This window comes from Rhodoferax sp. RT4P68, assembly GCF_056521305.1.
The window spans coordinates 151,720-170,210 of the sequence record NZ_JBWMBB010000005.1; the positions used below are offsets into that span (position 1 = coordinate 151,720).

21 protein-coding genes are annotated in these 18,491 nt (G+C 68.1%); 14 read left to right on the forward strand and 7 right to left on the reverse strand.

The genetic code is table 11. The annotated features are described in order from the left end of the window. Positions 1-42: 42 nt before the first annotated feature. Positions 43-477, forward strand: a complete 435-nt coding sequence (locus AC099J_RS12610; protein ID WP_479615604.1) for a hypothetical protein — start codon at positions 43-45, stop codon at positions 475-477. A gap of 40 nt (positions 478-517) precedes the next feature. Continuing rightward, on the forward strand, positions 518-1,756 hold the full coding sequence (locus AC099J_RS12615) for a phospholipase A (protein ID WP_479615605.1): 1,239 nt from the start codon (positions 518-520) through the stop codon (positions 1,754-1,756). A 21-nt stretch (positions 1,757-1,777) separates the two neighbouring features. On the opposite strand, the gene AC099J_RS12620 is transcribed toward AC099J_RS12615, so the two are convergent. After that, positions 1,778-3,112, reverse strand: a complete 1,335-nt coding sequence (locus tag AC099J_RS12620) for a hemolysin family protein (RefSeq protein ID WP_479615606.1) — start codon at positions 3,110-3,112, stop codon at positions 1,778-1,780. A gap of 118 nt (positions 3,113-3,230) precedes the next feature. Further along, on the reverse strand, positions 3,231-3,587 hold the full coding sequence (locus AC099J_RS12625; protein ID WP_479615607.1) for a hypothetical protein: 357 nt from the start codon (positions 3,585-3,587) through the stop codon (positions 3,231-3,233). 133 nt (positions 3,588-3,720) lie between these two features. Between AC099J_RS12625 and AC099J_RS12630 the strand changes: the two genes are divergently transcribed. Further along, positions 3,721-4,239, forward strand: coding sequence for a nucleotidyltransferase family protein (locus AC099J_RS12630; protein ID WP_479615914.1), 519 nt, complete (start codon positions 3,721-3,723; stop codon positions 4,237-4,239). After that, on the forward strand, positions 4,223-4,453 hold the full coding sequence (locus AC099J_RS12635; protein WP_479615608.1) for a hypothetical protein: 231 nt from the start codon (positions 4,223-4,225) through the stop codon (positions 4,451-4,453). The genes AC099J_RS12630 and AC099J_RS12635 overlap by 17 nt, the downstream gene beginning before the upstream one ends. A 134-nt stretch (positions 4,454-4,587) precedes the next feature. Here AC099J_RS12635 and AC099J_RS12640 read toward each other — a convergent pair whose 3' ends face one another. The 3 genes from AC099J_RS12640 to AC099J_RS12650 all read right to left on the reverse strand — a co-directional run bounded on the left by AC099J_RS12640 (position 4,588) and on the right by AC099J_RS12650 (position 5,856). After that, positions 4,588-4,995, reverse strand: coding sequence for a PIN domain-containing protein (locus AC099J_RS12640; protein WP_479615609.1), 408 nt, complete (start codon positions 4,993-4,995; stop codon positions 4,588-4,590). 5 nt (positions 4,996-5,000) lie between these two features. Then, positions 5,001-5,267, reverse strand: a complete 267-nt coding sequence (locus AC099J_RS12645; RefSeq protein ID WP_479615610.1) for an AbrB/MazE/SpoVT family DNA-binding domain-containing protein — start codon at positions 5,265-5,267, stop codon at positions 5,001-5,003. 220 nt (positions 5,268-5,487) lie between these two features. Then, complete coding sequence (locus AC099J_RS12650; protein WP_479615611.1) at positions 5,488-5,856, reverse strand: hypothetical protein; 369 nt, start codon at positions 5,854-5,856, stop codon at positions 5,488-5,490. Between the two features lie 113 nt (positions 5,857-5,969). On the opposite strand from AC099J_RS12650, the gene dbpA reads away from it, so the two are divergent. After that, on the forward strand, positions 5,970-7,394 hold the full coding sequence (gene dbpA / locus AC099J_RS12655; RefSeq protein WP_479615612.1) for an ATP-dependent RNA helicase DbpA: 1,425 nt from the start codon (positions 5,970-5,972) through the stop codon (positions 7,392-7,394). Here the strand turns inward: dbpA and AC099J_RS12660 are convergent. Both AC099J_RS12660 and AC099J_RS12665 read right to left on the reverse strand, forming a co-directional pair. Next, positions 7,369-8,337, reverse strand: a complete 969-nt coding sequence (locus AC099J_RS12660; RefSeq protein ID WP_479615613.1) for a dioxygenase family protein — start codon at positions 8,335-8,337, stop codon at positions 7,369-7,371. The two genes, dbpA and AC099J_RS12660, sit on opposite strands and share 26 nt — an antisense overlap. A 77-nt stretch (positions 8,338-8,414) precedes the next feature. Next, entirely contained in the window at positions 8,415-9,365 is a 951-nt protein-coding gene (locus AC099J_RS12665; protein ID WP_479615614.1) for a LysR family transcriptional regulator, read from the reverse strand. Between the two features lie 100 nt (positions 9,366-9,465). Here AC099J_RS12665 and AC099J_RS12670 point away from each other — a divergent pair, with 100 nt between their 5' ends. The 9 genes from AC099J_RS12670 (at position 9,466) to aroQ (ending at position 18,491) form a co-directional block, all read left to right on the forward strand. Then, positions 9,466-10,281 carry a sugar phosphate isomerase/epimerase family protein gene (locus tag AC099J_RS12670; protein WP_479615615.1) on the forward strand — a complete coding sequence of 272 codons (816 nt, stop codon included), beginning with the start codon at positions 9,466-9,468 and terminating at the stop codon, positions 10,279-10,281. Positions 10,282-10,286: 5 nt separating this feature from the next. After that, the gene (locus AC099J_RS12675) at positions 10,287-12,092 is read left to right on the forward strand and encodes an FAD-dependent oxidoreductase (RefSeq protein WP_479615616.1); all 1,806 of its coding nucleotides are present in this window, start codon (positions 10,287-10,289) and stop codon (positions 12,090-12,092) included. A 55-nt stretch (positions 12,093-12,147) separates the two neighbouring features. Then, a complete protein-coding gene (locus tag AC099J_RS12680; RefSeq protein ID WP_479615617.1) occupies positions 12,148-13,215 on the forward strand; it encodes a Gfo/Idh/MocA family protein in 1,068 nt (355 codons plus the stop codon). A 56-nt stretch (positions 13,216-13,271) separates the two neighbouring features. After that, complete coding sequence (locus tag AC099J_RS12685; protein WP_479615618.1) at positions 13,272-14,342, forward strand: Gfo/Idh/MocA family protein; 1,071 nt, start codon at positions 13,272-13,274, stop codon at positions 14,340-14,342. A gap of 134 nt (positions 14,343-14,476) precedes the next feature. Continuing rightward, positions 14,477-15,067, forward strand: a complete 591-nt coding sequence (locus AC099J_RS12690; RefSeq protein WP_479615619.1) for a TetR/AcrR family transcriptional regulator — start codon at positions 14,477-14,479, stop codon at positions 15,065-15,067. Between the two features lie 77 nt (positions 15,068-15,144). Continuing rightward, entirely contained in the window at positions 15,145-15,666 is a 522-nt protein-coding gene (locus AC099J_RS12695) for a TRAP transporter small permease (protein ID WP_479615620.1), read from the forward strand. 12 nt (positions 15,667-15,678) lie between these two features. Beyond that, positions 15,679-16,959, forward strand: a complete 1,281-nt coding sequence (locus tag AC099J_RS12700) for a TRAP transporter large permease subunit (protein WP_479615621.1) — start codon at positions 15,679-15,681, stop codon at positions 16,957-16,959. A gap of 56 nt (positions 16,960-17,015) precedes the next feature. Next, the gene (locus AC099J_RS12705) at positions 17,016-18,017 is read left to right on the forward strand and encodes a TRAP transporter substrate-binding protein (protein WP_479615622.1); all 1,002 of its coding nucleotides are present in this window, start codon (positions 17,016-17,018) and stop codon (positions 18,015-18,017) included. Between the two features lie 27 nt (positions 18,018-18,044). Further along, positions 18,045-18,491, forward strand: coding sequence for a type II 3-dehydroquinate dehydratase (gene aroQ, locus AC099J_RS12710; RefSeq protein ID WP_479615623.1), 447 nt, complete (start codon positions 18,045-18,047; stop codon positions 18,489-18,491).

The window sequence follows — 18,491 nt, forward strand, 5'->3', positions numbered from 1 at the left end:
CCTGGCGCGGGGCGGGGACAGTCAGCACCAGGCCGCCCGCCGATGAACGCCCGCCACTACCTTGCACCCGGCCTGCTGGCGTTCGCAGCGGTCTGCGCCTCGGCCCAGGACACCCCCGCCGCCTGCCCCGCCCCCCACGAGGTGCGCGCCGTGCACCTGTACGGCGCCTGGCGCGCCAGCTGGTCCGATGCGACCGGCCAGACGGCCGCGGTGCTGCAGCTCGAACGCCACCCCGAGCTGGCAGAGAGCGTGCGTGGCCAGGTCGAGCGCGACGGCTTCACGGCGCTGGTGGCCGGCGACGTGGACGACGGCGACTTCACGCTCGAAGAATCGCGCGACGGCCGCCGCATCTCGGCCAACTGGATCGGCCGCGTGGTCGGCGGCGCCTGCGGCAAGCAGATCAGCGGCGTGTGGACCGATGCCGACACCGGCGCAAGACGCGACTTTGTCCTGCGCCGACAAGGTGGCTGGCAATGACATGATCCGCGACCCAGAACACCAACTTTTAGGATTCCCGATGTCGAGCGAGCCCACCCGGCGCAGCCCCCTCCCCATCCCTTGCTCCAGTTCCGCAGCCCGGCGCCTGGCGTTCACCGCCGGCCTGGGCGCGAGCCTGTGGAGCGCGTTGCCGGCCCAGGCGCAGCCGACGCCCGTCGGCCCTGCGTCCTGGCAGGCGTGCACTGCCTTGCCGGCCACCGACGCGCGGCTGCAGTGCTTTGACCAGTGGGCCACGCAGCAGGCCGCCGAAGCTGCCGCCGTGAACGCCCGTGCTGCCGCGCGCGCGAACGCCGCCAGCGCCACGCGCACGCCCGAGGCCGCCACCACCACCGCCACCACGGCGGTGGTCGACGTGGCGCCACTGGCCAAGCCCGAGGCGCCGGTGGTGGAGCGCTGCCACGACACGCGCTACTCGGTGCTGTCGCGCGAGTGGGAACTCGAATCGGGCACCGACTGCGGAGTCTTTGGCCTGCGCGGCTACCGGCCGATCAGCCTGTCGATGGCGCGCTCCAGCAGCACCAACGCCTCGCCCACCTCGCCCAACCCGGAAAACCAGTCGACCGAGATCTACGACTACCGGCGCACCGAGGCGCGGATCCAGCTGTCGATCCGCACCAAACTGGCCCAGGGCCTGCTGACGCCGAGCGAAGGCTCGCACGTCGATTCGCTGTGGCTGGGGTATTCGCAGCAATCCTACTGGCAGGTGTTCACGCCGCAGCTGTCACGCCCGTTCCGATCCACTGACCATGAGCCCGAGCTGATCTACGTCTACCCGACGGACGCCAAACTGCCGGGCGGCTGGCGCATGCGCTACACCGGCCTCGGGCTGGTGCACCAGTCCAATGGCCAGTCGCTGCCACTCTCGCGCAGCTGGAACCGCGTCTACCTGATGGCCGGCTTCGAGAAGGACGACCGCTTTCGCCTGACCGGCCGCATCTGGCACCGCCTGCACGAGCGCGCCGAGAGCGACGACAACGCGGACATCACCGATTTCGTCGGCCGCGGCGAGATCACCGGCGGCTGGACGATCAACAACCGCGACAACCTGAACGTCACGCTGCGCCACCCGCTCAAGGGCGGCAGCAAGGGCTCGGTGCGCGTGGAATGGCTGCGCGCGCTGGGTCCGCAGGGCGAGGGCTGGCTGCGCAGCGGCCTGCGGCTGCACACCCAGCTGTTCCACGGCTATGGCGACAGCCTGATCGACTACAACCGCAAGCGCACGGTGCTCAGCGTGGGACTGAGCCTGATGGACTTCTGACGGCAGGCGGCGCCGGGCCGCTCAGGCCCGCGCCTCGGGCTCGGCCGCCATCACGGCGGCCGGGTCGGCTGCGATGTCCAGCCGCTGGGCCAGCACCTTGTCGATGGTCTTGCCGTCCATGTCGACGATCTCCAGGCGCCAGCCTTCCCACTCGGCGGTATCGGCCACCTTGGGCACGCGGCCGGACAGCAGCATCAGCATGCCCGACAGCGTGTGGTAGCGGCCGCGTTCCTCCTCGGGGACGCTCGCCAGGTTCAGACGGTCCTTCAGCTCAGGCACGGGGATGTGGCCGTCCAGCAGCCAGCTGCCGTCCTCGCGCTGCACGGCCCAGGAGGTCTGCGGGTCGCGCGGCTGGAATTCACCGGTGATGGCCTCGATCAGATCCTGCAGCGTGACGATGCCCTGCACCTCGCCGTACTCGTCGATCACAAACGCCATCTGCATGTCGGTGGATCGGAAGTTGTCCAGCAGTTCCATGCCGGTCAGCGTCTCGGGCACATACAGCGGCTCCTGGAGCTTCTCAAGCGTCAGGTCGCGCGGGCCACCGCGCAGCGCGCGCGACAGCCATTGGCGCGCGTTGAGGATGCCCAGCACCTCGCCCAAGCCACCGCGCACGACTGGAAAGCGCCCGTGGTCGCTGTCCTCGATGCGCTGCAGGTTCTCCTCGAACGAAAGTTCCACGTCCAGCGTGGCGACATCGCCGCGCGGCACCATCAGCGAGACGATCTGCCGGTCGTCCAGGCGGAACACGTTGCGCACCATGTCGTGCTCGTGCGATTCGATGACGCCGTCCTTCGTGCCCTCGGCCAGCATGGCGTGGATCTCTTCGGCCGTGATCGGGTTGGGGTTGCCGTCTTTCACGCCCAGCATGCGCAGCAGGAAATGGGTGGAGATGGTCAGCAGCCGCACGAAGGGCTTGGTGGCCACGGCCAGCCATTCGATCGGGCGCGCCACCAGCCGCGCCAGCATTTCCGGGTGCGTCTGGCCCAGGCGCTTGGGCACCAGCTCGCCGACGACGATGGAGAAGTAGGTGATCAGCAGCACCACCAGGCCGGTGGCGCCATAGCCGCTGTAGGGCGCGGGCACCCCCAGCTCGGCCAGCCAGGCGGCCAGCGGCGCGGCCAGTGCAGCCTCGCCCACGATGCCGTTCAGCACGCCGATGGAGGTGATGCCGATCTGGATGGTCGACAGGAAGCGCGTCGGGTCTTCGCCCAGCTTGATGGCGGCCGCGGCGGCCGCGTCGCCCTCTTCCACGAGCTTCTGCAGACGCGCACGGCGCGCGGTCACCAAGGCGATCTCAGACATCGCGAACAGGCCGTTGATCATGATCAGGGCCGACAAAACAAGTATTTCCACAAGGCTTCCAAAGTGGGTGAGCAAAACAATGCGGCGTGCTGCGGTTGCAGCGCGCCGGGCCCCAGCGGGCAGGGATCGAGACGACGGGGGGCGGCCGATGAACGGCCCGCCGGGCAGATCAGGCGCGCGCGATGGGCGGGCGGCGCAGCCCGGCCAAATAAGGCGGTGGCCCGGCCTCGGCCAGCGTCGCTTGCGGGCGCAACGGCAGGCCGGCCGCACCAGCGGCGCAGGGCTGGCGCAACAGGCCGATCAGGTCGGCCAGCAGTTGGATCGGCAGATCGTCCAGGTGGTGGTCGCCAAGGGAGCCACTGCGCTCGACGCTGGTGGCAATGCCCGGTTGTGGCTGGCCCAGTTGCGCGGCCTTCGCTTGTTCAGCGAGGCTGGCCGAGGTGACCCAGGCCGCCTGGCTCTGCGCCGCCAGGCCCATCCAGGCCATGGCGATGGCGAGGAAAAAGGCAAGGACAGGGGAACGCATGGTGGACGCGATTTTAGGCGCCGCCCTTCACCGCCCCGGACGACGGCCGAACGCCCTCAGGCGCAGGCGCCAGCGCAAGCGGGCGGTTCATGGACACAATGGTGCGAACGCCTACTCTTGCCCCCCTGCAAACATGCCCAACTTGGCCGATCAAATCCGTGAAGCGCTGGCCATGTTCGCACGCAGCGGCACGGAGCCCGCCTTGATCGGAGGCTTGGCGGTGGCGGCGCATCAGGTGGTGCGCGCGACGCAGGACGTGGATTTTTTGGTCCAGGCCGAAGCGGCGGACCAGGTGCATGACGCGCTGTTGGAACTGGGCTACCAGTGCCTGTACCGCAGTGAGAACGCCGCCAACTATGTGCGGGGCACAGAGGGGCTGGATCTGCTGTACGCGCACCGCCCCCTGGCGCGCCGCCTGCTGGCTGGTGCGCAGACACGGGAAACGCCCATGGGCCGCCTGCGTGTCATCAGCGTCGAAGGGCTCATTGGCTTCAAGTTGCAAGGATTCGTGAACGACGCGACGCGCACGCGCGACCTGGACGACATTCGAGCCCTCATGCAACGGCATATCGCCTCGCTCGACATGGCCGAGTTGCGTGAGTACTTCACCTTGTTCGACAAACTGGAATTGCTGGATGAACTCCTCCGATAGCACGGCAGCCAAAGGCGAACCTGCGCGCAGCGACGCCGATGCGGGCATGGTGCTGGCGCGCGAAGCGGGTGTCGCGTTTCAGCCGCCGCTGGCCAACGATTCCGGGATCGACCCTATCGCGGAGTGGTTGAGCCTGATGGAGGTCGTGCAGATGCTGTGCCCCGCGTGGCCGGTACGTGACAGGCCGTTTCAGGGCAACGATTGGAGACTGTGAGGAGTGTTCTGGCTCACTGCCATTGATGAAACGCGGACAAGGCGATGCACCAAGACGAGGCTGATGCGTGGCGCGCGTGCTGGCACTGATCGGCCGGCATCGCAGGTACTGCGCGAGTTGATGCGCGAGTTCGCTCACACCAAGAGCGTCATGCCAGCCGAGCGCACCGCATTCTTGTCGAAACTCATCACCCGAACACAGCCAACGCGCGTGGCCAGCTCGGTGATCAGCACGTCGGAAAGTCCTAACCGCGAGCCGCCCCGCGTACGTACGCTGCGGACCGCAGCCTGCACGGCCTCGCGCTCCTGGAACACGAACACCGGCATCGCCAGCATGTCGTCGATGGCCTGCGCGACTTCGGCTGCGCTGGCGGCGTAAAGCCGCTGAAGCACCCAGCACAGCTCGACCACTACGACGACAGTCAGGTAGCCGGGCACACGGTCGCTCAGTTCGCTCTCGATCAGCCGCGTCGCCGCTGCAGCCTGCTTGGCATCGTCCTGGGCGAGGTACCGCACCAGCACGTTGGTATCAAGACCCACCATGGCACTCAAGACTTGCGTTGCCTCGGCAGTGCGGACCGTGCTGCACCGCCTTGCGCGATCGCCTCGTCCATCTCCGCCAGACTGACCGGACGCGCCACGCGCCCGGCAAAGCGCCCCTTGAGCGTGGCGACATCGCGCCGCACCGCCACCAAGCGGAAGCCCTCTTGCATGGGCACGAAATCGACCTTGGCGCCTGGCCGCAAGCCAAGCGATTCGCGCACGGCCTGCGGAACCGTGATCTGCCCTTTGCTGGTCATCGTTGCCATCGCCATGTGAACTCCTTACGTGAGGTAAGAATGGTAGCGCAGGAAGGGTGAAGGGTTTCCGTCCGAGGAACAGGCCAGGCCTGACCCCAGGCAACGCTAGTGCGGCCGGGTCGTTGGCGAGCCTGGCCCACCTGTCCCCATTCCCGAAGGTGGCCCAACCCGGAAGCCTGGGACCGGACCGGCGGGCGGCCGGACGCTTCTGGAAGAACCAGGTAGTGCGGCTGCCTCAGGCGCGCGCGCCGACGAACTTGCCGTGCGGCAGGCTGCCCAGCCTGGCAAACAGGCGCCGGCAGTAGCCGGTGATGGCCAGGCACTTGTTGATCTCGTCCACCGGCAGCGGGCCAGAGACGACGACGATGTCGTTGGCGCTGTCCTGCGCGCCGGCGGCCCGCAGGCGTCGCCGCGCCGTGTTGGCCCAGGACTGGATGCGGGGCGGGCTGCCGTGCTGGTGCAGGTGCCCGGTGCTCGCGTCGAAGGCGATCGCCACGGTGTCGGTCTTGAGCTTGAGCTTGTGCTCGCCGGTGAACTCGCTGGGCGGCGAGGTCAGGTCGTAGAGGTAGTAGCTGCCGGCCTTCAACTGGTACTGCAGATCCATGCGGTGTCCTTTCGCGGCATTCTGGAAGGCCTTGCGCCCCTGGAAACGCCGATGCAATCACTGATATCGGTGCCAGTTCGCGATTTTGCGCCGCAATCCGTGCGCTTGTTGGCATGACCAACCCGGACAATCGCGCTATGTCTGATTCAAATCCCGCGAACCTCGCGTTCGCCCGGTTGCCGCTCGACGCGGCCACCCTCGCCAACCTCGCCCAGCTGGGCTTTGACCGCATGACGCCGATCCAGGCCGCCAGCCTGCCGCCAGCGCTGGCCGGCCGCGACCTGATCGCCCAGGCCGCCACCGGCAGCGGCAAGACGGCCGCCTTCGGCCTGGCGCTGCTGGCGGGGCTGAACCCGCGCTTCTTCGGCGTCCAGGCGCTGGTGCTGTGCCCCACGCGCGAGCTGGCCGACCAGGTCACGCAGGAGCTGCGGCGCCTGGCCCGCGCGCAGGACAACATCAAGACCGTGACGCTGTGCGGCGGCGTGCCGCTGCGCAACCAGACAGCCAGCCTGGCGCACGGCGCGCACATCGTGGTCGGCACCCCCGGCCGCGTGATGGACCACCTGGACCGCGGCCACCTGCAGCTCGAAGGCCTGCGCACGCTGGTGCTGGACGAGGCCGACCGCATGCTGGACATGGGCTTCAATGACGACATCGTGAAGGTCGCCAAGCAGTGCCCCAGCGAGCGCCAGACGCTGCTGTTCTCGGCCACTTACCCCGAGGGAATCGCCCAGCTGGCCAAGCAGTTCCTGCGCGACCCGCTCACGGTCAAGATCGACGCACAGCAGGACGTGAGCCACATCACACAGCACTGGTACGAGGTGAAGGAAGGCGACCGGCTCGACGCCGTGGTGCGCCTGCTGCGCCACCACAAGCCCGACAGCGCGCTAGCCTTTTGCAACACCAAGCAGCAGTGCCGCGACCTCTTGGCCGTGCTGCGCGGCCACGGCTTCGCGGCGCTGGCGCTGTATGGCGAGCTGGAGCAGGTCGAGCGCGACCAGGTGCTGGTGCGCTTTGCCAACCGCAGCGCCACGGTGCTGGTGGCCACCGATGTGGCCGCGCGCGGGCTGGACATCACGCGCCTGTCGGCCGTGGTCAATGTGGAGGTGACGCCGGACGCCGAGGTGCACATCCACCGCATCGGCCGCACCGGCCGCGCGGGCGAGAAGGGCCTGGCGCTGAACCTGGCCAGCATGGACGAGATGGGACGCGTCGGCCGCATCGAGCAGCAGCAAGGCCAGCCGACGGTGTGGACCAAGCTCTCGGCCTTGCAGGACGACGGCCAGCCGCCGGCGCTGCCGCCGATGGCGACGCTGCAGATCCTGGGCGGGCGCAAGGAGAAGATCCGCGCCGGCGACGTGCTGGGCGCGCTGACCGGCGAGGCCGGCTTCACACGCGAGCAGATCGGCAAGATCGACGTGAACGAGTTCTCGACCTATGTGGCCGTGGAGCGCCAACTGGCCCACGAGGCCGTGCGCCGGCTGAACGCCGGGCGCATCAAGGGCAAGAGCGTCAAGGTGCGGGTGCTGGAGGACTGATCTCTGTCCGGCGCAGCACCGCCAGGGCGGGCCGGTCGCCATCGGCCTTGCCGGTGATCGGGGGCTTGGGCAACCGCGCTTCGCCCGGCTCGATCACGAAACGGTGCTCCAGCGTGTACCAGGCGCCTCGCACATCCGGCGCCGGCGCAGGCTCGCCGGAGTGCAGCACATACTGGCCGACCAGCGCTTTGGTGACGCCGAACTGCACATCGGTGTGGAGGTTCGGGTCGTCGCTGGAATAGACCTGCGCGAACTGCGTCTTGAAGCCCGGCTTGTAGATCATGAAGTGGATGTGGGCCGGCCGCATGTTGTGCCGGCCCTGTGCCCTCAGCAATGCGCCGACCGGGCCGCTCAGCGGGATCGGGTAGCCCACCGGCTTGACGCTGCGAAATGCGATGCGGCCCGACGCGTCCGTCATGAACTTGCCGCGCAGGTTCATGTCCGCCTGGCCCGGGTCCTGGTTCTCGTAGAAGCCCTCGGACGATGCATGCCAGACGTCGACCTCGGCATCGGCCACCGGCCGGCCTGCACGGTCCCGCACCCAGGCGGTCACGAACACGGGATCGCCCGGCGTCGGTGACCGGACGATGGAGCCGCCGCTCGCCGTGCGTGGTGAGTCCATGCGCCAGAACGGGCCCATCAGGTTGGCGGTGGTCTCGCTCTGGCCGTCGTCGCCGTTGTTGAGCAGGCACACCAGGGCGGACACGCCAAGGGAGCCGGCGATCAGCACGACCTCGTTGTGCGAGGCCGTCGTCAGCTGCCCCAGCTTGGCAACGATGCTGCAGGCCTGGTGGAACTCCGCCTCGGTCAGCTTCGCATCGCGCACGAAGCCATGCAGATGCGTGACGGCGGCGGTCATGATGTCCTTGAAGCGCGGATCGGTGGCGCGCTGAAGTTCGGCCAGCACGGCCGCTGTCACATCACGTTGGTTCTCGATGATCACGGGGTACTCCTGGTTCTGCGGGCACCGGACGATGGCGCCGGCTCGGCGTTCATGGGGTGTCGTGAGAGGCTACCCCATCAGGCTCGGTTGAAAGTCGCCGCCCCAGCGGTGTTGCGCTGCAGCGCAAACGGGCCGTCCCCGGCCAACTGCTCCTGCAGAAAGCGCACGCAGGCGCGCACCTTGGCCGAATGGCTCAGGCGCACCGTGCTGGCGGCCCAGATGTCGGCCGGCTGGCGGTAGGCCGGCAGCACCGGCACCAGGCGGCAAGCCTGCAGGTCGTCGGCCAGGTCCCAGTCGCCCTGCAGCAGGATGCCGTGACCATCCAGGCTCCACCCCCGCACGATCTGGGCGTCGTTGGACGACAGGCGGCCGGTGACCTTGATCTTGTGCGCGCCGCTCGGCCCGGTGAGGTGCCACACGCCAAAGGCCTGGTGCCGGTCGCGCAGCACCAGGCAATCGTGCTGGCTCAACTCGGCCACGCTGGCCGGCGTGCCGCGCCGTGCGAGATAGGCGGGCGCAGCGCACACCACCCGCGCGCTGGGTGCGATGCGGTGGGCCACGAGATGCGGTTCGCTGACCTCGCCGACGCGCACATCCAGATCGATGTTCTCGGCAATCAGGTCGACGCGCCGGTCGACCGTGTCCAGCGTGATGCTGAGCGCCGGGTAGCGCTCGGCCAGCAACGAGAGCACCGGCCCGATGTGCAGGCGGCCCAACCGGAAGCTGGTGGTCACGCGCAGTGTGCCGCGCGGGTCGAGCCGGCCACCGGCCACGGTCTCGCCCATGTCGTCCACACCTTGAAAGATCTGCTGCGCCGATGCGTAGACGCGCTCGCCATCGTCGGTCACCGTCACGCGCCGGGCCGCGCGGTGGAACAGCGTGACGCCCAGCGCCTTTTCGAGCAGGGCGATGCGCTTGCTGACATAGGCGGGCGAGGTGCCCAGCTCCATCGCCGTGGCCGCAAAGCTGGCCTTGCGGGCCGCCAGGCAGAACACACGCAGGTCGGCGAGCTGGAAGTCGAGGTTCACGATCCGTGAATCATAGGACTACATCTAGACCGTTGTGGAGGCGATTCGTTTTCTTTAGATTCGATCCATTGCGTCACTGAACGCCAACGGAGACAAGCACATGACCCGCCCCCTCTCGCTCGCCGCCCTCACGGTGCTGGAGCTGACGCCGCCCGAGATGGTGACGTGCGCGTTCGACGCCGGCTTCAGCCACATCGGCATCCGCCTGCTGCCCGCCACGCCGACGGAGCTGCAATACGACATCGTGGGCGACACGCCGCTGCTGCGCGAAGTCGAGGCGCGGCTGGCTGGCACCGGCGTCAAGGTGCTGGACGCCGAGATCTTCCGCATCCGACCGGACACCCGCGTGGCCGACTACGAGGCCGCAGTCGCCACAGCCGCGCGCCTGGGCGCCCGCGAGTTGCTGGTGGCCGGCAATGACCCGGACGATGCGCGCCAGATCGCCACCTTCGCGGCGTTCTGCGAACTGGCGGGACGCTACGGCCTGGGCGCCGTGCTCGAATTCATGCCGTGGACAGAGGCCAAGGACTTGCCGCAGGCCACTCGCATCGTCGAGCGCTGTGGCGCCGCAAACGCCGGCGTGCTGATCGACCCGTTCCACTTCAGCCGCTCGCGCAGCCGCATGGAAGACATCGCGCTGGTGCCGCCCGCGCGGCTGCGCTACCTGCAGTTCTGCGACGTGCCGGCCGCCGTGCCGCCGACGATGGCGGCGATCCTCGATCAGGCGCGCGCCGAGCGGCTGTTCCCCGGCGAGGGCGAGTTGGACCTGCTCGGCCTGCTGCGCGCGGTGCCGCCTGACGTGCCGCTCAGCATCGAGGTGCCGACGCAGACGCTGGCCCGCAGCGTCGGGCCGACCGAGCGAGCGCGCCGCGCCCTGGCCGCCACACAGCGCGTGCTGGCGCAGCTGGGGGCATGAACGCCATGGCATCTACCCCGACATCTGCCCCGCGCCGCATCGACTGCGACCTGCTGGTCGTCGGCTCCGGCGCCTCCGGCCTCTCGGCCGCCGTCACGGCGGCCTGGCACGGGCTGAAGGTCGTCGTCGTCGAAAAAGCACCCGTGTTCGGCGGCGCCACGGCCTGGTCGGGCGGCTGGATGTGGGTGCCGGGCAACCCGCTCGCCAAGCGCGCCGGCATCCATGAAGACCCGCAGCAGCCGCGCACCTACCTGCGCCATGAACTCGGTGACCGTTACGACGCGGCCCGGGTCGATGCCTTCCTGGACAACGCGCCGCAGATGGTGGCCTTCTTCGAGCAGCACACGGCCCTGCAGTTTGCCGAGGGCAACGCCATCCCCGACATCCACGGCGCGGTGGAAGGCGCAGGCACCCAGGGCCACCAGGTGATTGCCGCGCCATACGACGCGCGCGCCCTGGGCCCGCTGAACAAGCGCCTGCGCACCACCATGCGCGAGACCTCGTTCCTGGGCATGCCGATCATGGCGGGCGCGGACCTTGGCGCCTTCCTCAGCATGACGCGCTCGCCCAAGGCGTTCTGGCACGTGACCAAACGCTTCGTGCGGCACCTGCGCGACCTGGCCTTGCATGGGCGGGCGATGCACCTGGTCAACGGCGTGGCGCTGATCGGCCGGCTGGCCAAGTCGGCGGACGACCTGAAGGTGCAGCTGATCGAATCGGCGCCAGCGCGGCGGCTGATCATGGAGGACGGGGCCGTGCGCGGCGCGGTCGTGTCCGCACCCGGCGGCGACATCGAAATCCGCGCCACACGCGGCGTGGTGCTGGCGGCGGGCGGGTTCCCGAACGACATCGCGCGGCGGCAAGCACTGTTCCCGCGCACGCCGACCGGCCGCGAACACCTGGCGCTGCCGCCCGACACCTGCGCGGGCGACGGCATCACGCTGGGCGAGCAGGCCGGTGGCGTGCTGGCGACCGACCTGGCCTCGCCGGTGGCCTGGGCGCCGGTCTCGCGCGTACCGCATGCCGACGGCACGGTGGGCCACTTCCCGCACATCATTGAGCGGGGCAAGCCGGGGCTGATCGGGGTGCTGTCCAACGGCCAGCGCTTCGTGAACGAGGCCGGTGGCTACTACGACTACACGGCGGCCATGGTGGCGCAGGCGCCCGAGGGCGAAGCGGTTTGTTCCTGGCTGGTCTGCGACCACCGCTTCCAGCGGCGCTACGGGCTGGGCCACGCGCGGCCATTCCCGCTGCCGGTGGGGCCGGCCGTTCGCAGCGGCTACCTCCAGCGCGGCGCGACCATCGAGGCGCTGGCCGTGGCCTGCGGCATTCCGCCGGCGGGCCTGGCCGAGACAGTGCGGCGCTTCAATGAACACGCACGCCGGGGCGTGGACCCGGACTTCGGTCGCGGCTCCACCCCCTACAACCGCAAGATGGGCGACCCGCTGCACGATGGCCCCAACCCTTGCGTGGCGCCGATCGAGCACGGGCCGTTCTACGCGGTGCAGGTGTTCCCGGGCAGCTTCGGCACCTTTGCCGGGTTGAAGACCGATGCCCATGCGCGGGTCGTCGATGCGCAAGGCCAGGCGATCACCGGGCTGTACGCGGTGGGCACCGACATGGCCAGTGTGATGGGCGGCTTCTACCCCTCCGGTGGCATCAACCTCGGCCCCGCGATGACCTTCGGCTACATCGCCGGCCGGCACGCGGCGGGGCAGGATCTGACTGGACACGCAACGGCGCAGGCGCCACACCAGCACGCGCAAGTGCAGCCACAGCCTGAGCATGCGGCGGCACAGGCTGGCGCTTGACAATCAAAGTTCGAAGGCACGCCCGCCCCACCACCATCCATAGGAGAAGTCGCCCATGCACCACCCGGCCACGCCCGACCAGCCTTTGCGCATCGGCATCCTCGGCTGCGCCAACATCGCCAAACAGTTCGTGCGCGACGTGGCGTCCAGCCCGCAGGTGCGCGTGGTCGCTGCCGCCAGCCGCCGTTCCGAGACGGCGGCCGAGTTCGCAGCCGCCCACGGCATCGGCCGGCACCATGGCAGCTACGAGGCGCTGCTGGCCGATGGGGAAGTCGACGCCGTCTACATCCCCCTGCCCAACAGCCTGCATGCCGAGTGGACGGTCAAGGCCGCCGAGGCCGGCAAGCATGTGCTGTGCGAGAAGCCGCTGGCCCTGGGCCTGGCCGAGGCGCAATCCATGTTCGCCGCGGGGCGCCGGCATGGTGTGATGGTGCTGGAGGCCTACCCCTACTACTTCCAGCCGCAGACCGGCGCCATGCTGGAGCTGATCCGCAGTGGCGCCATCGGCAGCGTGCGATCGGTGCAGGCGTGCTTCGGCTTTCAGCTGCGCAACCCGGACGAGAACATCCGCATGAAGCCCGAGCTTGGCGGCGGCGCGCTGCTGGACGCCGGCAGCTACCCGCTGAGCCTGATCCGCCTGGTGATGGGCTGCGCGCCGGCGCGGGTGCAGGCCGATGCAACCTGGGCGGAGACCGGCGTCGACATCAGCCTGATGGCCACGCTGCACTACGCCGATGGCCGGCGTGCCCAACTGTCGTGCGCGATGGACGTGGCCAACGTGCGGCGCGCAACGATTGCTGCGACCGGTGGCACGCTGGAGACGGAATTTCTCAACCACACCAGCGCCAGTGCGACGGATCACCCCCTGGGCTACCAGCCCAGCCAGCTGCGCGTGCGGCGCGGCGTGGCCAACACCGTGCCGTTCGAAGAAATCGTGTCGGACCACGGCAGCGGCTTTCGCTTTGCGGCCGAGGCGTTTGCGCAGGTCGTGCAGGCCGGTGACTTCGCCGCCATAGAGCGCGCCGCAGCCGCCAGCCTGGACAACGCCGCTACGCTGGAGGCGATCGGGCAGGCGGCGCGCAGCGGCGGGTCGGTCGACGTGGCGCCCGCGCAGGTGGGGTGAGGCCCCGACGCGTACCCCACATTCACCCAGATTCATCACCCACACCAGACACCCCCATGGAGACAACCCGCATTGCTGTGGCCGGGGCCGGCTATATCGGCCAGGCCCACATCGGCGCCTTGCAGGCCAGCCCGCGCTGCACGCTGTCGGCCATCGTCGACCCCTCGCCGGCCGCCGTCGGCGTGGCGGCCCGGGCCGGCGTTCCGCTCTACACGTCCATCGACGAACTGCTGGCCCGCGACCGGCCCGACGGCCTGGTGCTGGCCACGCCCAACGCGCTGCATGTGCCGCAGGCGCTGCAATGCATCGAAGCCGGCCTGCCCATCCTGCTGGAAAAGCCGATCGCCACCACAGTGGCCGAGGGCACGCGGCTGTTGCAGGCGGTCGAGCGCACCGGCGCCCGGGTGCTGATCGGCCACCACCGCGCGCACAGCCCCATCATGGCCAAGGCGCAGCAGGTCGTGGCGTCCGGGCAGCTCGGCCGGCTGGTGGCGGTGATGGGCAGCGCCACCTTCTACAAGGCCGACAGCTACTTCGATGACGGCCCCTGGCGGCGCGAGCCGGGCGGCGGCCCGATCTTGCTGAACATGATCCACGAGGTGCACAACCTGCGCATGCTGTGCGGCGAGATCGTGGCCGTGCAGGCGTTCGCGTCCAACGCCACGCGCGGCTTCGCGGTGGAAGACACGGTGGCCATCAACCTGCGGTTTGCCAGCGGTGTGCTGGGCAGCTTCATGCTGTCGGACACAGCCGCCTGCGCACGCAGCTGGGAGCAGACCAGCCAGGAGAACCCCGCCTACCCGAGCTATGGCGACGAAGACTGCTATGTCGTCACCGGCACCAACGGCAGCCTGTCGGTGCCGACGATGCGCATCAAGACCTACCCTCGCCCCGAAGACCGCTCGTGGTGGAAGCCGTTCGAGGTCGGCAGCGCGGGCGTGGTGCGCGATGACCCGTTGCGCCACCAGATCGCGCATTTCGGCGCCGTGGTGCGCGGCGAGGCAAAGCCGCTGGTCAGCGCGCGCGACGGACTGCACAACCTGCGCGTCACCGAGGCCATCGCCGAGGCCGCCGCCTCGGGTCGCGTGGTCGAAATCGCTGGTGCAAGCGCAACGGCCATCGGGTAATTACGCAGGCGTGGGCAGCGGGGTCACTCCCTATACTCGCCAAAATGAACCAAACGGTACATTCCCGGCGCCGGGTGGCCGGCACCCGATCGCCAAGCCGGGAACCCACCCGCACCAACGACCCCGAGCGCACCATGGCCAACATCATGGAGGTGGCGCTGATCGAGTTTGCCGAGAAGGGCCTGGCCGGGGCGCGCATCGACGAGATCGCCGCCGCCACGCAGACCAGCAAGCGCATGATTTACTACTACTTCGAGAGCAAGGAAGGCCTGTATCTGGCCGTGCTCGAAGCGTCGTACGCGGCCATGCGCAAGACCGAATCCGAGCTGCAGCTGGACGATCTGGAGCCCGCAGCCGCGTTGCGCCGGCTGGTCGAGTTCACGTTCGACCACCACTTCACGAGCGAGCCCTACATCCGCCTGGTGATGTCCGAGAACATGCTGCGCGGCCAGTTCCTGGCGCAGAGCCAGACCATCCAGCTGCTGAACATTCCGGCGATCTCGGCGGTCGAGAAGGTCTACGCCCGCGGCGTGGACAGTGGCCAGTTCCGCCCCGGGCTCGACCCGATCGACCTGCACGCCACCATCTCGGCGCTGACGTTTTTCAACGTCGCCAACCGCCACACCTTCGGCCTGATCTTCAAGCGCGACTACTCCGACCCGCAGGTCGCGGCCCGCCGGCGCGAGTCCATCGTGGACACCGTGCTGCGCTATGCGTGCGTCTAAAACCTAGGGAAACTACTGATCATAGAAAACTAACCAGTTCGTACATTACTAACACTTCAAAAAGAGGAGACAACCGCGTGGTTCAAAAAATCATCGATGGCTACTGCCGGCTCTTGGCCTGGCTGATGGTCCTCAGCCTGGCGCTGATGGTCGTCATGGTGTTTGGCAACGTCGTCATGCGCTACGGCTTCAACTCGGGCATCACGTTGTCTGAAGAGCTGTCGCGCTGGCTGTTCGTCTGGTTGACCTTCATGGGCGGGGTCGTCGCGCTGAACGAGCGCGCCCACCTGGGCACGGACACGCTGATCTCGCGGCTGCCGCGCGGCGGCAAGCAGGTGTGCCTGCTGATCGCGCTGGCGCTGATGCTGGTGTGCTGCTGGCTGATCTTCAAGGGCGCCTACGAGCAGGTGAAGATCAACTGGGATTCGACCAGCGCCGTCATGGAAACGTCCATGGGCTACTTCTACGCCAGCGGCATGGTGTTTTCCGTGCTCGCAGCGCCGGTGCTGGTGCTGCAACTGTTCCGCCTGGTCACCGGCCAGATGAGCGACAACGAACTCGTGAACATCCGCGAGTCCGAAGACGTCCCCCACGGCTAAGGAGAACCTGGCATGACCGTTGTAATTTTCCTGGGTTCCCTGCTGGCCGCCATGGCGCTGGGCATTCCGATTTCGTTCTCGCTGCTGCTCAGCGGTGTGGCGCTGATGCTGCACATGGACATGTTCGACTCGCAGATCCTGGCGCAGAACCTGATCGAGGGCTCCAACAGCTTCCCGTTGCTGGCCGTGCCCTTCTTCATGCTGGCCGGCGAGATCATGAACGCCGGTGGCCTGTCGCGGCGCATCGTGCAGTTCGCCATGGCGCTGGTCGGCCACATCCGTGGCGGCCTGGGCTACGTGGCGATCGCGGCGGCCATCATGATGGCGGCGCTGTCGGGCTCGGCGGTGGCCGATGCGGCTGCGCTGTCGGCACTGCTGCTGCCGATGATGGTGGCGGCCGGCCACAACAAGGCGCGCTCGGCCGGCCTGCTGGCCTCGGCCAGCATCATCGCGCCGGTGATCCCGCCGTCCATCGGCTTCGTGATCTTCGGCGTGGCGGCCAACGTTTCCATCTCCAAGCTGTTCCTGGCCGGCATCGTGCCCGGCGTGCTGCTGGGTGTGGCGCTGTGCATCACCTGGTGGTGGGTCGGCCGCAAGGAGAACGTGGCACCGCAGCCGCGCCGCAACTCCGGTGAGATCCTCGTGGCCCTGAAAGATGCGCTGTTCGCGCTGGGCCTGCCGGTGATCGTGATCGTGGGCCTGAAGTTCGGCGTGTTCACGCCGACCGAGGCCGCCGTCGTGGCCGCCGTCTATGCGCTGGTGATCTCGGTCTTCGTCTACGGCGAGCTGAAGCTCAACCAGCTGTACGGTCTGTTCCTGGCAGCGGCCAAGACCACGGCGGTGATCATGTTCCTGGTGGCAGCCGCCATGGTCAGCGCCTGGCTGATCACCGTGGCGCAGCTGCCCGACCAGATCGTCAGCCTGCTGCAGCCGCTGCTGGACCACCCGCGCCTGCTGATGGCGGCCATCATGGTGCTGGTGATCGTGGTCGGCTCGGCCATGGACATGACGCCGACGATCCTGATCCTCACGCCGGTGCTGATGCCCATCGTCAAGGCTGCGGGCATCGACCCGATCTACTTCGGCGTGCTGTTCATCATGAACAACGCCATCGGCCTGATCACGCCGCCAGTGGGCACGGTGCTCAACACCGTGGCCGGCGTCGGCAAGATCAGCATGGACGAAGTGACCAAAGGCGTCTGGCCTTTCATGATCGCCCAGTTCGCGCTGATGTTCCTGATGGTGCTGTTCCCCGCCATCGTCATCGTGCCTGCCCGCTGGCTGGCCGGTTGAACCCGCTGCGCTGCCCTGCCCGTTCCCTTTCGCACACCTGACTTCTGGAGACCCTCATGAAACGCCTTTTGCTCAAGACCCTCGTCGCCACCGCCGCCATCGCCGCCTTCGGCGCTGCCCAGGCGCAGGACACCCGCACCATCAAGTTCGCCACGCAGAACCCCAAGGGCCATCCGATCGTGATGGGGATGGAGAAGTTTGCCGAGATCGTGACGGCCAAGTCCGGCGGCAAGCTCAAGGTCAACCTGTTCCCGGGCGGCACGCTGGGCAGCGACCAGGCCAATGTGTCGGCGATCCAGGGCGGCACGCTGGAGATGGCGTCGATGAACTCCGGCATCCTGGCCGCGCAGGTCAAGGAATTCGCGATCTACGACTTTCCGTTCATGTTCGGCACCAACGCCGAGGTCGAGGCCATCGTCGACGGCCCCTTCGGCAAGAAGCTGCACGAGAAGCTGCAAGCCAAGGGCATGGTCGGCCTGTCGTACTTCGAGCTGGGCTTTCGCAACATCACCAACAGCAAGCGCCCGATCTTGAAGGTGGAAGACCTGGCCGGCCTGAAGCTGCGCGTGATCCCCAACCCGATCAACGTGGACTGGGTCAAGGCCGTGGATGCCAACCCCACGCCGCTGCCCTTCCCCGAGGTCTATGCCGCGCTGGAGCAAAAGGCCATCGACGGGCAGGAGAACCCGCTCACCGTGATCAACGCCAACAAGATGTACGAGGTGCAAAAGCACGTGGTGCTGAGCAACCACCAGTACAACCCGCAGTCGGTGCTGATCAGCAAGAAGTTCTGGGACAGCCTGCAGCCGGCGCAGCAGAAGATCGTTGCGGACGCGGCCGCTGAGGCCACCAAGTTCCAGCGCCAGCAGGCCCGTGCGCAGGTCAGCGTCGCACTGGAGAACATGAAGAAGGGCGGCATGCAGGTGACCGAATTGCCGGCAGCCGAGATCGCCAAGATGCGCGACAAGATGCGCCCGGTGACGGCCAAGCACGCCGTGACGGTGGGCCAGGAAGTCGTGGCCGAGCTGCAGGCCGAGCTGGCCAAAGTCAGGAAGTAACTCTTTTCTGACCAGCTGGAGACCCCCATGAACATCCTCGTGCTGAACGGCATCAACCTCAACATGTTCGGCAAGCGTGACCCGAAGCAGTACGGCACGACCACGCTGGCCGAGATCGACGCGCAACTGGTCGCGCTGGGCGAGGAGCTGGGGGCCCAGGTCACCTGCTTTCAGACCAATTTCGAAGGTGCGATGGCCGAGCGCATCCACCAGGCTTATTTCGACAACGTGGACGCGGTGCTGATCAACGCCGGCGCGTGGACGCACTACAGCTACGGCATCCGCGATGCGCTGGCCATCCTGGCCTGCCCCATCGTGGAGGTGCACATGTCCAACATCCACGCGCGCGAAGCGTTTCGCCACCACTCGGTGATCGCCGAGATCGCCAAGGGCCAGATCGCCGGTTTCGGCGTGGACAGCTACCTGCTGGCGCTGCGCACCGCCGTCAATCTGGCCAACGCCCAGAAGAGCTGA